At 66.2% G+C, this 15,116-nt stretch carries 12 protein-coding genes; 6 read left to right on the top strand and 6 right to left on the bottom strand.

What is annotated here, in order from left to right; genetic code table 11:
* Positions 1-51: 51 nt before the first annotated feature.
* The 4 genes from purL to AC58EF_RS20575 all read right to left on the bottom strand — a co-directional run bounded on the left by purL (position 52) and on the right by AC58EF_RS20575 (position 4,847).
* Positions 52-2,229 carry a phosphoribosylformylglycinamidine synthase subunit PurL gene (purL, locus tag AC58EF_RS20590; protein WP_497278249.1) on the bottom strand — a complete coding sequence of 726 codons (2,178 nt, stop codon included), beginning with the start codon at positions 2,227-2,229 and terminating at the stop codon, positions 52-54.
* 69 nt (positions 2,230-2,298) lie between these two features.
* Positions 2,299-3,603: a sensor histidine kinase gene (locus AC58EF_RS20585; RefSeq protein WP_497278303.1), complete on the bottom strand. Its 1,305-nt coding sequence runs from the start codon at positions 3,601-3,603 to the stop codon at positions 2,299-2,301.
* 193 nt (positions 3,604-3,796) lie between these two features.
* Positions 3,797-4,462 (bottom strand): response regulator transcription factor, encoded by a 666-nt coding sequence (locus AC58EF_RS20580; protein ID WP_497278248.1) that lies wholly within the window; start codon positions 4,460-4,462, stop codon positions 3,797-3,799.
* Positions 4,463-4,508: 46 nt separating this feature from the next.
* Positions 4,509-4,847 carry a hypothetical protein gene (locus AC58EF_RS20575; RefSeq protein WP_497278247.1) on the bottom strand — a complete coding sequence of 113 codons (339 nt, stop codon included), beginning with the start codon at positions 4,845-4,847 and terminating at the stop codon, positions 4,509-4,511.
* A gap of 70 nt (positions 4,848-4,917) precedes the next feature.
* Between AC58EF_RS20575 and AC58EF_RS20570 the strand changes: the two genes are divergently transcribed.
* On the top strand, positions 4,918-6,411 hold the full coding sequence (locus AC58EF_RS20570) for a DUF389 domain-containing protein (protein WP_497278246.1): 1,494 nt from the start codon (positions 4,918-4,920) through the stop codon (positions 6,409-6,411).
* 3 nt (positions 6,412-6,414) lie between these two features.
* Here AC58EF_RS20570 and AC58EF_RS20565 read toward each other — a convergent pair whose 3' ends face one another.
* Complete coding sequence (locus AC58EF_RS20565; RefSeq protein WP_497278245.1) at positions 6,415-7,146, bottom strand: SIMPL domain-containing protein; 732 nt, start codon at positions 7,144-7,146, stop codon at positions 6,415-6,417.
* Between the two features lie 138 nt (positions 7,147-7,284).
* Here AC58EF_RS20565 and AC58EF_RS20560 point away from each other — a divergent pair, with 138 nt between their 5' ends.
* From AC58EF_RS20560 to AC58EF_RS20540, 5 genes are all read left to right on the top strand, one after another.
* Positions 7,285-9,066, top strand: a complete 1,782-nt coding sequence (locus AC58EF_RS20560) for an ABC-F family ATP-binding cassette domain-containing protein (RefSeq protein ID WP_497278244.1) — start codon at positions 7,285-7,287, stop codon at positions 9,064-9,066.
* 130 nt (positions 9,067-9,196) lie between these two features.
* The gene (locus AC58EF_RS20555) at positions 9,197-9,910 is read left to right on the top strand and encodes a VIT1/CCC1 transporter family protein (protein ID WP_497278243.1); all 714 of its coding nucleotides are present in this window, start codon (positions 9,197-9,199) and stop codon (positions 9,908-9,910) included.
* 39 nt (positions 9,911-9,949) lie between these two features.
* Positions 9,950-10,495, top strand: coding sequence for a glutathione peroxidase (locus AC58EF_RS20550; RefSeq protein WP_497278242.1), 546 nt, complete (start codon positions 9,950-9,952; stop codon positions 10,493-10,495).
* 8 nt (positions 10,496-10,503) lie between these two features.
* The gene (locus tag AC58EF_RS20545; RefSeq protein ID WP_497278241.1) at positions 10,504-11,814 is read left to right on the top strand and encodes a M20/M25/M40 family metallo-hydrolase; all 1,311 of its coding nucleotides are present in this window, start codon (positions 10,504-10,506) and stop codon (positions 11,812-11,814) included.
* Between the two features lie 233 nt (positions 11,815-12,047).
* Positions 12,048-12,692, top strand: coding sequence for a trimeric intracellular cation channel family protein (locus AC58EF_RS20540; RefSeq protein WP_497278301.1), 645 nt, complete (start codon positions 12,048-12,050; stop codon positions 12,690-12,692).
* 424 nt (positions 12,693-13,116) lie between these two features.
* On the opposite strand, the gene sppA is transcribed toward AC58EF_RS20540, so the two are convergent.
* Positions 13,117-15,000, bottom strand: coding sequence for a signal peptide peptidase SppA (gene sppA / locus AC58EF_RS20535; RefSeq protein WP_497278240.1), 1,884 nt, complete (start codon positions 14,998-15,000; stop codon positions 13,117-13,119).
* Between the last annotated feature and the right edge of the window lie 116 nt (positions 15,001-15,116).

The raw sequence follows: 15,116 nt of genomic DNA, 5'->3' as shown, positions 1-15,116 counted from the left end.
GGAACTTGTCCCGCCGGGATGCGTGGATTCCCGACGGGGTAATAAGGGGTTTTAGAGTTCGCTGTCCATCAGCGCCGGGAAGAAGCCTTCATGGGCGGTGCGCAACCTGTCGAGCGAGACGCCCGCAATGCTGGTGCCGCCGGTCGTGCCGATCTTCACCGCACCGGCGATCTCGACGCCGGCGGGCGCTGCAACCACATAGCGGCCCTGATCCTCGCCGAACGCGCTTGCCGTGGAAAGTTCGATCCCCAGCGTCGCGCCGATATTCCCGGCCAGCGCCATTTCCGCGATCGTGACCAGCAGGCCGCCGTCGGCAATGTCATGCACCGCATTGACCTTGCCCGCTGCGATGAGCGTGCGGACGGTTTCCGCATTGGCGCGCTCGGCGGCCAGATCGACCCTGGGCGCGTCGCCCGCTTCCCGGCCGGCAATCTCGCGCAGCCAGATCGACTGGCCCAGATGCGTACCCTCTCCACCGATGACCCAGATCGCGTCGCCCTCATTCTTGAACGCGACCGTCGCCATGACGTCCACATCCTCCAGCAGGCCGATGCCGCCGATCGCCGGGGTCGGCAGGATAGCGGAGCCGCCGCCGGTCGCCTTGGACTCATTGTAGAGCGAGACATTGCCCGACACGATCGGGAAGTCGAGCGCACGGCAGGCATCGCCCATGCCCTCAAGACAGCCGGTGAACTGGGCCATGATCTCGGGCCGCTGCGGGTTGGCGAAGTTGAGGCAGTTGGTGACGGCCAGCGGCGTCGCGCCGACCGCGGAAATATTGCGATAGCATTCGGCGATCGCCTGCTTGCCGCCTTCATAGGGGTCGGCATAGCAGTAACGCGGGGTGCAGTCGGTGCTGATCGCGATGCCCTTCTGCGAGCCATGGACGCGCACGACCGCCGCATCGCCGCCGGGGCGCTGCACTGTGTCGGCGCCGACCATATGATCATATTGTTCCCAGATCCAGCGGCGGCTGGCGATGTCGGGGCTACCCATCAGCGTCACCAGATCCGCACCGATATCCGCGCTTTCGGCGATCTCGCCCAGCGGCTCGACCTTGGACCAGATCCTATATTCGTCCTTCGGCATGGAGGGACGGTCGTAGAGCGGCGCATCGTCGGCCAGCGGGGCAAGCGGGATGTCGCACACCGTCTCGCCCTTGTGGATCAGGACCATCCGGCCGGTGTCGGTGACATGGCCGATGACGGCGAAGTCCAGTTCCCACTTGCGGAAAATCGCTTCGGCAAAACCTTCCTTGCCCGGCTGAAGCACCATGAGCATACGCTCCTGGCTCTCCGACAGCATCATTTCATAGGCGGTCATGCCGGTTTCGCGCTGCGGCACGTCGTCCATGTTGAGCTGGATGCCAACGCCGCCCTTGGACGCCATTTCCACCGAGGAGGAGGTGAGGCCCGCCGCGCCCATATCCTGAATCGCGACGATCGCGTCGGACGCCATCAGTTCCAGGCACGCTTCGATCAGCAGCTTTTCAGTGAAGGGGTCGCCGACCTGCACGGTCGGGCGCTTGGCGTCGGCGTCGTCGCCGAAATCGGCCGACGCCATGGTCGCGCCATGGATGCCGTCGCGGCCGGTCTTGGACCCCACATAGACGATCGGATTGCCGATGCCGCTCGCCGCCGAATAGAATATCTTGTCGGTGTCGGCGACGCCCACGGTCATCGCATTGACCAGGATATTGCCGTCATAGGCGGGGTGGAAATTCACCTCGCCGCCCACGGTCGGCACGCCCACGCAATTGCCGTAGCCGCCGATGCCATGGACCACGCCGCTGATCAGATGCTTCATCTTGGGATGATCGGGGCGGCCGAAGCGCAGCGCGTTCATGTTCGCCACCGGGCGCGCGCCCATGGTGAAGACGTCGCGCAATATGCCGCCCACGCCGGTCGCCGCGCCCTGATAGGGTTCGATGTAGCTCGGATGGTTGTGGCTCTCCATCTTGAAGATGGCGGCCTGCCCATCGCCGATGTCGACCACGCCGGCATTCTCGCCGGGGCCGCAAATGACCTGCGGGCCGGTGGTCGGCAGCTTCTTGAGGTGGATGCGGCTCGACTTGTAGCTGCAATGCTCCGACCACATGACCGAGAAAATGCCCAGTTCCGTCAGGTTCGGCTCGCGGCCGAGGGCGTTCAGAACGCGGTCATATTCTTCCGGGCTGAGGCCATGTTCGGCGACGACTTCCGGGGTGATCTGGGTGGCGGTGCTGGACATGAGCGCGCCTTTAGCGGGGGTGTGGGCGAATCACAATGGTGGGCGTGCGCAACGGTGGCGGATCGCCGTTCAGGCCGACGGCAACCTCAGCCGCACCAGCAAACCGCCCAGATCCTCGCTTTCCTCCAGCGCGACCGTGCCGCCATAGATTTCCGCCACGTCGCGGACGATGGCGAGGCCGAGGCCGGTACCGGGCTTGCCCGAATCCAGCCGCACGCCGCGGTCGAAGATGCGGATGCGGTCGGCTTCGGGTATGCCCGTGCCGTCATCCTCGATCAGGATTTCCACCATGCCGGCGGCGCGGCCCACCGTGGCGAAAACGCTGCCGCCGCCATATTTGGCGGCATTTTCGATCAGATTGCCCAGCATTTCGTCCAGATCCTGCCGCTCGACGCGGACCGCCGCCGTTTTGTCGCCGTCCATGTCGACGCGCGCTTCGGGATAAAGGCGCTGCACTGCGCGCTCCACGGCGGTCAGGCTGGACCAGACTTCGGCGCGGCTTTGCGCGGCGCCGCGTCGGCCGACCGCGCGGGCGCGGGCGAGATGATGGTCGACCTGTCGCCGCATCGTCGTCGCTTCGCGGATCACCGCATCGCCCAGATCGGGCGCCTGCGCGGTGGCGGCGTTCATGATGACGGTCAGCGGCGTCTTGAGCGCATGGGCGAGATTGCCCGCGTGGGTGCGTGCTTCCTCCGCCTGTCGTTCATTGTGGGCGAGCAGGGCGTTCAGTTCCTCGACCATGGGCAGCACTTCGGCGGGCATGGGTTCAGTCACGCGGCTCTTTTCGCCGCCGCGCATCCGCACGATTTCCAGCCGGACCTTGCGCAGCGGGCGCAGGCCGTAGATGGTCTGGAGCGTCGCCAGCACGAACAGGCCGAGCGCCAGCAGGGCGAAGCTCTTGAACAAAGTGGAGCGCAGCGTCCTGATCTGCCCGTCCAGCCCCTCGCGCGCCTGCGCCACCATGAACATCCAGCGGGCGTTGGAGCCGGGCAGGATGACGGTGCGTTCCATGATGCGCAGGTCCTCGCCGGGAAACTGCTTGCTGTCATAGACATGGAGGTGGCGGTCATGATGCTCCGCCGGCACGTTGAGCGCGCGGTCCCAGAGCGAGCGGGAGCGCCAATCTTCATGCCCCTTGGCGCTGATCTGGTAGTAAAGGCCGCTATTGGGTTCGAGGAAGCGCTGGTCGGCCAGTTCGCGGTTGAACAATACCTCGCCGTCCGGGCCGATTTCCGACGCCGCAATCATGGCCGTCAGCACATAATTCATGCCGTCGTCGAAATTGCGCGTGATGGCGTCCGCCAGCACCCGGTCCAGCGCCACGCCGCCGCCGATCAGCAACAGGCTGATCCACAGCGCGGCAATGACCATCATCCGCCGGCTGATCGAGCCGGTGGAGCGGACGGGGGGAGGGGATTGGTTGTCCATCTGGACCTAAGTTACTTCCGTTCGTTTCGAGCGTGTCGAGAAACGAGGCAGAGCTGAGTTCGGCGAAGCCAAATGAGAAGCTCAGAGCTAACCGCTTCTCGACTTCGCTCGAAGCGAACGGAGGTGGAGGCGGCTTCGATTACCGCCCCGGCTCGTCCAGGCTGTAGCCAAGGCCGCGGATGGTGGTGATGACGTCGGCGCCCAGCTTCTTGCGGATGCGCGTGACGAACACCTCGATCGTGTTGGAATCGCGGTCGAAATCCTGATCGTAGATATGCTCGATCAATTCGGTGCGGCTGACCACCTTGCCCTTGTGGTGGAGCAGGTAGGACAGCAGCTTATATTCCTGCGCGGTCAGCTTCACCGGATCGCCCTTCAGCGTCACCTTGCCCGACCGCGTGTCGAGCCGGACGTCGCCGGCGGTGAGTTCGCTCGACGCATTGCCCGATGCGCGGCGGATCAGCGCACGCAGGCGGGCGATCAGTTCCTCGCTCTGGAAGGGCTTGGCGAGATAATCGTCGGCGCCCGCATCGAGGCCGGCGACCTTGTCCGACCAGCTGTCGCGCGCGGTCAGCACCAGCACGGGAAAGCTGCGGCCTTCCTTGCGCCAGCGGTCGAGCACGGTCAGCCCGTCGATGGTGGGCAGGCCAAGGTCCAGCACCACCGCGTCATAGCTTTCGGTCGCCCCCAGGAAATGGCCGTCCTCGCCATCGGTGGCGAGGTCCACGGCATAGCCTGCCCCTTCCAGCGTGTTCCTGAGCTGCTGGCCCAGGCTCGGTTCATCCTCGACGATCAGCAGGCGCATGGGGCTAGTCCGTTTCTGTTTTGAATAAGGTTGCAGCGCGCGCCGGTCAGCGCGCCATGCCGATAATATCGCCTGTCCGGCCGTCGGCATCAACCCACATCACCTTGCCATCCTTCACATATTTCAGGCGATAGCGGTTGGAGGAGGGGTTGAATTCGCTGCCGACATAGGTGGCGCCGCCCACGGCCGCGTCGACGCGGCGCTTGATCATGGAAAAGGGCATGACCTGTCCGTCCAGCATCGCCCGGCGCGCGGCGTCCTGCTCGTCGCGGCGGTTGCCGGCGTCGGCGGCGGGCGCCAGCATCAGCGCGGTCATGACCGCAGCGGTCCCGGCAATCAGGCTTTTCCACTTCATCATCATTGGCATGGCATAGGCTGGAACCATTGAACAGGTGGTGAATGGCGCGCCGATCCGGGCTGGAAAGCCATGCCTTGCTCGATTATGCCGTGGAACCATGCCAATGCAAGATGACAGGCCCGTCGCCGACCCGCCGCTGTGGAAGGCCGTGCCGCGCTGGTGGCGTAGCCATGTGATCCGCGGGATCGACCATCAGGCGGTGGTCGAACGAGTGCGCGAGGATGACGGCTGGAGTCCGCGCTACGCCTTCATGATCCTGATGTCGGCGGGCATTGCCGTGCTGGGACTGTTGCTGTCGTCGCCGGCCGTGGTGATCGGTGCGATGCTGATTTCGCCGCTGATGGGACCGATCGTTGGACTGGGCTTCGCGCTGGCGACGGCGGATTCGCGGGAGATACGCCGGACGCTGAGCACGCTGGCAGGCGGTGCGCTTGTGGCGGTGCTGTTTACGGGCTTCATCGTGCTGCTTTCGCCGCTCCAGACCGTGACGAGCGAGATCGCCGCGCGCACCCGGCCCAATCTGTTCGACCTGATGGTGGCGCTGTTTTCTGCACTGGCTGGCGCCTATGCCATGATTCGGGGCAAGGCGGGCACGATCGTGGGCGTTGCCATCGCCACGGCATTGATGCCGCCGCTCGCCACCGTGGGCTTTGGCCTTGCGACCTTGAACGGGACGGTGGCGGGCGGGGCCTTTCTGCTGTTTTTCACCAATTTCGTCACCATCGCCATGGCGGCGGCGATCATGGCGCGCCTCTATGGCTTCGGCCGGGCGCTGTCACCCAGCCAGAACTGGATGCAGACAGCCTTCATCGGCGCGATTTTCCTGGCGCTGGCGGTGCCGCTGGGCCTGTCGCTGGGGCAGATCGCGTGGGAAGCGCGGGCGGCGCGCGATGCGCGCGACGTCATCAGCCGCGAATTTGGCGATGACGCCCGGATCAGCCAGATCGACCTGGATTTCGAGGCAAGTCCGCTGGCCGTTACTGCCAGCGTTCTGACCAGCCGTTATGAACGCGATGCGAATGCACGGGCGAGCCGGGCGCTGAGTGCCCTATTGGGCCAGCCGGTGACGCTGGACATCGAACAGATCCGCGTGGGCGAAGGCACCGACACCGAAAATGCGCAATTGCTTGCGGTACAGAGCGCCCGGAGGGAGGTGCAGGGGTTGGTTGACCGGATGACCGATCGGTTGGCGCTGATCGCCGGGGTCAATCCCGATGCGGTGACGGTGGATACGGCGCACAAGCGCGCCGTGGTGCGGGCAAAGCCGCTGCCCGATGCGGGGCTGGCGACGTACCGGGCGCTGGAGAGGCGCGCGGCGGCGATGGCGCCGGGCTGGATCATCGAGGTGGAGCCGCCGGTGCTGCCGCTGCCCGAACTGGAACTGGATGAGGAAGGCGCTGCCAGCAACCGGGATGCGCTGGACCTGGCGCTCTGGGCGGCGCAGCGCACCGGCATGGCGGTGGATGTGTGGGTGCGCGGCGAAGGCGATGGGCCGTTGCTCAAAGCCTTCACCGACCGGGGGATCGATGTCCGGTCGGTGCGGGATGCCAGCGCGGACCGGGCGGTCCTGCGCTGGCGAGTGTCGGATTAGAGGTTATTTCTCCAGCGCATACTGGACGGTCAGCGTTACCGACGCGCTGACCTGGCCGGGTTCGACCGGGGTGTTGGCGACGGCGTCCGCCTTGAAACGGGCGCTTTGCATCATCGGCATGGGCGGCTGGCCGCCGCTGTTGCTCTCGCTGATCGACACGAGCCGCGCCGAGCGGAAGCCCGCCGCCTGGGCGTAGAAATCGGCCTGGGTCTTGGCGGTCTTGAGCGCGGTCCCGCGCGCCTGGGCGATCAGCGGCGAGGGGTCTTCGATCGAAAAGCTGGGGCCGCTGATGTTGGTGGCGCCCGCCGCGACCATGGCGTCGAGCGACGGCCCGACCCGCTTGATGTCGCGCAGCTTCACCGTCAGTTGATTCGACGCTTCATAGCCGATGAAGCGCGGCCCCTGGGGCTGGCCGTCGCGGTTGCTATAGTCATATTGGGCGGAAAGGTTGATGCCGCTGGTCTGTATGTCCTGCTTGGCGATGCCGGCCTTGGTGAGCGCGGCGATCAGCCTTTCGGTCTTGGCGGCATTGTCCTGCATGGCGGCCTGCGCGGTCTGGGCGCGGGTCTGGACGCCGGTGCCGACGGTCGCGACATCGGGCGCGGCCTCGACGCTTTCGGTGACGTTCAATGTCACCACCGGCGCTGTCTCGGCGATGGTGACGCTGGTCTGGGCGACGGCCGCTACGGGTAGCGCGGCGGCGCCGAGCGCCATCAGGGCGAGAACGGATTTCATGGACTTTTCTCCTCTATGAACGATGCACCCCCATTGGCCTGGGTGCGATGAATGGACGCTGACATGCGTTGAAAGCCGTCAGACAGCTTTCTGGTTCCGCTCTTGCTACGGGGCCGGACAAGCCCTAGCTGCACGGCCATGGCAGCACCCATCCTCTCCTTCGAAAATCTCGGCCTCTCGCAGGGCACCCACTGGCTTTTTCGCGGCATCGACATCCATGTCGGCCAGCGCGACCGGCTGGCGCTGATCGGCCGCAACGGTGCGGGCAAGACGACGCTGCTCAAGCTGATCGGCGGGCAGATCGAGCCGGATGAAGGCATCAGGTCGGTGCAGCCGGGCGCGCGGGTCATCACGCTGGAGCAGGACCCGGACGTCACGCCGTTCAAGACGCTGCATGATTTCGCGCTGGCGGGCGAATTTGCGCCCCCCGCGCATGAGGTGGAAGCGATCGCCGACCAGTTGGGCATCGACCTGTCGCGCGAGGCGAAGACGGCAAGCGGGGGCGAGCGCCGCCGCGCCGCCATCGCCCGCGCGCTGGCGAGCGAGCCGGACCTGCTGCTGCTGGACGAGCCGACCAACCATCTGGACATCGCCGCGATCGACTGGATCGAGAACTGGATGGCGCGCTATAACGGCACCTTCATCGTCATCAGCCACGACCGCGCCTTCCTGACGCGCCTCACCCGCCAGACTTTGTGGCTCGACCGGGGGCAGATGCGCCGTAACGAAGTCGGCTTCGGCGGCTTCGAGCAATGGATGGAAGCCGTCTATGCCGAGGAGGCGCGGGCGGCGGAGAAGCTGGACGCGAAGCTGAAAATCGAGGCGCACTGGCTGGAGCGCGGCGTCACCGCGCGGCGCAAGCGCAATCAGGGCCGCCTTGCCAAGCTGTGGGAAATGCGCGCCCAGCGCGCTGCGATGCAGGGGCCGCAGGGCACCGCCAAGATTGCGGTGGCGAGCGACGGCAGCAAGACCAAGAGCGTCATCAAGGCCGAGCATGTCACCAAGACGTTCGGCGACCGGACCATCATCAAGGACTTTTCCCTGCGGGTGCAGCGCGGCGACCGGATCGGCATCGTCGGTGGCAATGGTGCGGGCAAGTCGACCCTGCTCAAGCTGCTGACCGGCGAACTGGCGCCCGACAGCGGCGAAGTGAGCCAGGCGAAGACGCTGGACATGATCTTCATCGACCAGCAGCGCAGCCTGATGCAGGGCGACAAGAGCGTGCGCGACGTGCTGGCCGAGGGCGGCGACTGGATTGACGTGCGCGGGGTGCGCAAGCATATTCATGGCTATCTCAAGGACTTCCTGTTCGATCCGTCGCTGGCAGAGGCCAAGGTCGGCACCCTGTCGGGCGGCGAACGCTCGCGCCTGTTGTTCGCGCGCGAATTTGCCCGCGAATCCAACCTGCTGGTGCTGGACGAACCGACCAACGACCTTGACCTCGAAACGCTCGACCTGTTGCAGGAGGTGATCGCGGACTATGACGGCACGGTGCTCATCGTCAGCCACGACCGCGACTTTCTCGACCGCACGGTGACGGTGACTCTGGGCCTCGACGGATCGGGCACGGTCGACGTGATCGTCGGCGGCTATGCCGATTGGGTGGCCAAGCGCGATCCGCGCCGTGCTCCCAAGGCTGAGAAGAAGGAGGCCGCGCCGCCCCCGCCGCCAAAGCCCGTGTCGGCCAAGCTCAGCTACAAGGATCAGCGCGACCTTGACCTTCTGCCCAAGCGCATCGAGGAACTGGAAGCGGCGATCGCGCGCGACGAGGAAGCGCTGGCCGACCCGGCGCTCTACACCCGCGACCCGAAGAGATTCGCCGCGCTGACCGGCGCGATCGAGAAGGCGCGGGGCGATAAGGACGCGGCAGAAGAACGCTGGCTGGAACTGGCGGAAAAGGCCGAGGGGCTGGCGGGATAGTCCCACGCCCGTTCGGTTCGAGCGAAGTCGAGAACCGTGGAGCGCGATGGTGTCGGTGCTGGACTTCGTTTCTCGACTTCGCTCGAAACGAACGGCAAGATGGGCGCGATATGGAACCGAGGGGTATGTGATGGACACGCAAACGACACCCCCAATCCCCCATCACGCCGTCCATTATGTCAACCGCGTCGGCTGGCTGCGGGCGACGGTGCTGGGCGCGAATGACGGGATCGTGTCGACCGCCAGCCTGATGACCGGCATCGCCGCGTCGGGCGCCAGCGCGCAGGCCATATTGCTGACCGGCATCGCCGCGCTGGTGGCGGGGGCCATGTCGATGGCGGCGGGGGAATATGTCTCGGTCAGCGCGCAGTCCGATACGGAACGCGCTGACCTCGCCAAGGAAAAGAAGGCGATCGCCACCCAGCCCCATGCCGAATGGGTGGAGTTGCGCGACATCTATGTCGAACGCGGCCTGACGCCCGACCTTGCGGGTCAGGTGGCGGAGCAGTTGATGGCGGCCGATGCGCTGGGCGCCCATGCCCGCGACGAGCTGGGCATTTCCGATCTCGCTACCGCGCGCCCGGTGCAGGCGGCGCTGGCTTCCGCCGCCAGCTTCGCCGCGGGCGCCGCGCCGCCGGTGCTGGCCGCCGCGCTTGTGCCGGCGAATGGCGCCATCCCAGCGATCGTCGGAGTCTGCCTGCTCTGCCTTGCCCTGCTGGGCCATGTCGGCGCGCGGCTGGGCGGAGCGAAGCCGCTGCGGTCGATCCTGCGCACACTGTTCTGGGGCGCGCTGGCGATGGCGGTGACGGCAGGCGCGGGGCGCCTGTTCGGCGCGGCGATTTGATGGCAAGGTCCGCCGCAACCCGATTCCAAGGAGATGAAGATGACTGATATCCAGCACATTCCGCTCAAGACGATCAAGGGCGCGGACGCGAGCCTTGCGGACTATGCCGGCAAGGTGGTGCTGGCGGTCAATGTCGCCTCCAAATGCGGACTGACCCCGCAATATGAGGGGCTGGAAACCCTCTATGCCGACTATAAGGACAAGGGGCTGGTGGTCGCAGGCTTCCCCGCCAATGATTTCGGCGCGCAGGAACCGGGCAGCAATGACGAGATCGCGACCTTCTGCACCACCAATTTCGGCGTCGATTTCCCGATGTTCGAAAAGATCGTCGTCACCGGCCCGGACAAGCATCCGCTCTATGCCGCGCTCACCAGCGCGCAGCCCGAAGCGCAGGGGGAGGGCGACGCTTTTCGCGAAAAGCTCAAGGGCTATGGCATGACCCCCAATCCGGTGCCGGAAGTCCTCTGGAATTTCGAGAAATTCCTGATCGCGAAGGACGGCAGCGTCGCTGCGCGCTTCGCGCCGACCACCGCGCCCGACGACCCAGCGCTGATCGCCGCGATCGAGGCGGAACTGGCCAAGTGATTCGAGTCATGCTCGCGGGCGCGCTGCTGCTGGGCGGCGCGCCGATGGCCCATGCCGCGCTCAGTCCCGCCGAACGGACGATCGGCGCCACGGTGGAGGCGGGCTATGAACCCTCCATCGCCCTGCTCGAACGGCTGGTGAACCAGAATAGCGGCTCGATGAACTTCGCCGGGGTGAAGGCGGTGGCCGACATGCTGCGCCCGGAATATGAGGCGCTTGGCTTCACCGTCACATGGAAGCCGATGGACGCCGCCGGGCGCGCCGGCCATCTGATCGCGGTGCACAAGGGGCGCGCGGGCGGCACGAAGATGCTGCTGATCGGCCATCTCGACACGGTGTTCGAACCGGATTCGCCCTTCCAGACCTTCAAGCGCGTGGGCGGCGCTTCCGGGGATTGGGCTGCCGGTCCCGGCGTCGGCGATGACAAGGGCGGGGTGGTGACGATGCTGCTGGCGCTGAAAGCGATGCAGGCGGCCGGAACGCTCGGAAACGCCAATATCGAAGTGGTGCTGACCGGCGACGAGGAGGATTCGGGCGATCCGATCGCCATCGCGCGCGCCGACCTGATCGCGGCGGGCAAGCGGGCCGATGTCGCGCTCGATTTCGAGGGGCTGGCGCAAGAGGGCGGCAAGGATATGGGGTCGATCGCCCGCCGCTCCTCCAACAGTTGGACCCTGACCGCGACCGGCAAATCGGGCCATAGCTCGGGCATCTTCTCCGCGGCGGCCGGCGACGGCGCCATCTACGAACTGGCGCGGATTGTCACCGCCTTCCGCAAGGAGCTGCCGGAACCCAACCTCACCTTCAATGTCGGGCTGATCGGCGGCGGGCAGAGCGCGGCGGTCGACAAGGACGGCGTGCGCATCGCCGTGACCGGCAAGACCAACATCATCCCGCCGGTCGCGGTCGCCAAGGGCGATTTCCGCACCCTGAGCGAAGAGCAGACCCGTCGCGTGCGGGCGAAGATGCAGGCGATCGTCGATGCGAACCATCTGACCGGCACGTCAGCCAGCATCGCCTTCGACCTGGGCTATCCATCGATGGCGCCGACCGAAGGGAATAAGGCGCTGCTGGCGAAGCTCAATGGCGTCAACACCGACCTTGGCCTGCCGGAAATGCCCGCGCTCGACCCGCTGAAGCGCGGCGCGGGCGACATCGCCTTCGTCGCGGCGGACACGGACGGGCTTGTCGGCCTCGGCTTGGCGTCGAGCGACGATCACAGCCCGGCGGAAAAGGCGGACCTGTCCACGATGAAGCGCCAGGCCAAGCGCGCCGCCATCCTGATGAGCCGGCTGGCGGCGGAAAAGGGGCGGAAGTAAGGGCGCAGTTCTTTCCGATAAAATGCCGTCGGAAGGCAGCTTTTCCGCTGTTTTCTATCGTCATTGCGAGCGCAGCGAGGCAATCCATCGGAGTGACAATGGATTGCCTCGCTGCGCTCGCAATGACGAATGCTGTAAAATCATCCCGCTCGATGACGGCAGGCAGATATGACCGCGCCACCCGTGTCTCAACTGCGCTCGACACGAATGGGGATGGGTGGCTAGATCGCGACATGCTCCCACCCACGCCTTCGCTCGCCACCTCCATCGGTCCGGTGCTGGAAACATTGAGCATCGTCGGCACCTTCGTCTTCGCCGCATCGGGCGCGCTGGCGGCGGCGCGGTTGCGGCAGACGCTCGTCACCTTCGCCTTTTTCGCGCTGGTGACAGGGGTGGGCGGCGGCACGGTGCGCGACCTGCTGATCGGCGCGCCGGTCTTCTGGGTAGTGGACCCGATGCCGGCGATTGCCTGCATGGTCGCGGCGCTGGTCGTCTGGTTCACGCCGCGCCGCTGGTGGAGCGACCGCGCGCTCGACTGGCTGGACGCGATCGGCCTCGCCGCCTTCGCCGTGTTCGGCGCGGCCAAGGCGATGAGCTTCGGCGTGCCGCCCTTCGTCGCGGGGATGATGGGGGTCGTCACCGGCTGCGTCGGCGGCATCATGCGCGACCTGCTGGCGGGCGAGCCGTCGATCCTGCTGCGGCCCGAACTATATGTGACGGCGGCGGCCTTCGCCGCGGGTCTGTTCGTGGCGCTGCGCTGGCTGGGTCTGGAGGTGCCGGTCGCGGGCGTCATCGCGGCGCTGCTGGGCTTTGGCCTGCGCGCCCTGGCGATCCGGCGCGGGCTGAGCCTGCCGGGCTATCGGGAGGAGGAGGGGTAGGGCGGGTTTGGGGTGGGAAGCGAAATCTCTATTCAAGCGCGAATGCCAGAAAGCGGACCTTCAACTCACGCAGGCGTCATCATCCAGCGTTAGCGCCATACCCTGCGCAGAACCGTGCACCGTATCACCTACGCGACATTGGAGACGTGCCCTCAGAACGGATTTTGAACCGAAAGCTCCATCTTGACTTCGCGCTGTAACGACCAGTTCGTCGGAGTTCCATTTAGGGTTCGCGTGCTCGGCAATACTGATGACCACAGCCCAAACCTCCCGTTTTGGCTGCTCGGAACAGGAGGAGATCGCACAAAGCAGAGGAAGGATACCAAATAGCCTCATACCGGGAGGTTCGCATAGACCACAAATGGCGGCAATCCGATTTAATTCACGCCGCCTTCGATGTCTCAAACTGGCCGCTAGCCGCCGCTTACCGCCACAATCCCGCCAGCATCGCCAGCAGCCCGCGCTCCTCCGCCGCGCTGCGCGGCTTCGGCGCGCCATAGCCTCGGCATTCCAGGCAGTCCGCGCGCACGCCCGCGCCCATGACCAGCGCCTTGACGTCCGACACCGCCTGCATCGCCCAGCCGCGCTGCATCCACGCCTGGCGCGCAAGCATGTCGCGGGGCGCGCTGCTATCATCCTGTTCGCGCTCGGCGATCGACTGGATGAACTCGGCGAACTTGTCGGGCTGCTTTTCGATATAATAAGCCCGCGCCTTGGCCGGGTCGATCTTCGCCCGGCGCGCGGCTTCGGCGATGGCGTCTTCCATCCCGCCGAAGCGGTCGACCAGACCGATCTGGCGCGCGGTGCCGCCGTCCCAGACGCGGCCCTGCGCGACGGCGTCGATCGCTTGCGGCGACTTGCGGCGCGATTGCGCCACCAGCCCCACGAAGCGGCGATAAATGTCCTCGACCCCCAGCTGCATGATCTGGTCGAATTCCGGCGTGGTGCCCCCGGCAACGTCGGGCTGGCCGGACAGGGGCGTGGTGCGCACCCCGTCGGTGGTGATGCCCATCTTCGCCAGCGTTCCTTCGAAGCTGGGGATGATGCCGAACACGCCGATCGATCCGGTGATGGTGTCCGGCTCGGCGAAGATGACGTCGCCCGGCGTCGACACCCAATACCCGCCGCTCGCCGCGACATTGGCCATGGAGACGACCACCGGCAGCCCGGCCGCCTTCGCCTGCAGGATCGCGCTGCGGATCTTCTCCGACGCCATGACCGATCCGCCCGGCGAATCGACGCGCACGACCAGGGCCTTCAATTTCTTTTCGTTGAGGGCGGTCAGCAGCAGGTCCGAAATCGTGTCGCCCGCCGCCGTGCCGGGACCGGCTTCGCCGTCGACGATGTCGCCCGCGACCGTCAGCACGCCGATCTGCCCGTCATTGGCGGGCTTGCGCGCCTTCACATAGGCGGAAAGGTCGATGGCGGCGAAGCTGCCCGTCTTGTCCTTGGGCGCGTCGCCCGCAATATCCGCAACGCGTTCCCCGAAGGCGGCTTCGTCGCCCAGCCTGTCGACCAGGCCGGCGGCGAGCGCCGCCTTGCCCATGTCGCCGCCCGAAGCGCGCGCGGCGGCGAGGGGATCGGCGGCATAGGCGGCGATCTTCGCCCTGGGCCGCGCCTTTGCGACATCGTCCTGCCAGCTTTGCCACAGGGCGCCGGCCAATGCCTGATTGGCCTGTTTGGCTTCGGGCGACTGGTTGGTGCGGGTGAAGGGTTCGACGAAGCTCTTGTAGGTGCCGACGCGATAGACATGGGTGTTGACGCCCAGCTTGTCGATCAGCCCCTTATAATAGAGGTTGGAGCCGCCCCGGCCCAGGATCGCGACGCCGCCCAGCGGGTCGCTCCATATTTCGCTGGCATGGGCGGCAAGCTGATAGCCGTCGTCGCTGTAGAGGGTGGCATAGGCCAGCACCGGCTTCTTCGCGGCGCGCACGCCGTCCAGCGCCTTGCCCACGCGCGCCATCGCGACCTGGCCGCCGCCCATGAAGCCGTCGAGGTTCAGCACCACCGCCTTGACCTTGCCGTCGCTCTTCGCCGCGTCGAGCGCGGCGACGATGTCGGACAGGCGATATTCCTTCGCCTCTGGGCCGGACCCGCTGAGCAGCGCCATCGGGCTGATCTCGGCCGGCTGCTCGACGATGCTGCCGTCGAGGTCCAGCAGCAACGCGCCCGACGACACGGTCTTGCCCGGCTTGGGCGAGAAGGAGAGGGCGGCATAGAGCGCGCCGAAGAAGAGCAGCAGGAAGAGCAGGACGAGGCCGTCCTTGATCGCGACCAATATGCGCCAGGCGCCCTTCACAAATGCCAAATCCTGTTCCTCCGTTGGACCCTGACTGGCTATCCCAAGGACGGCCTGACTGCAATGTGGGGCGAAACGCAGGGGCGACAAGCTTGCGCCCGCGATTTTGCCCGTTATGGGATGCG

The organism is Sphingobium sp. WR1 (assembly GCF_059693745.1).
Note: the sequence above shows the minus strand (reverse complement) of the source record. Positions and strands in the feature narration are given on the sequence as shown.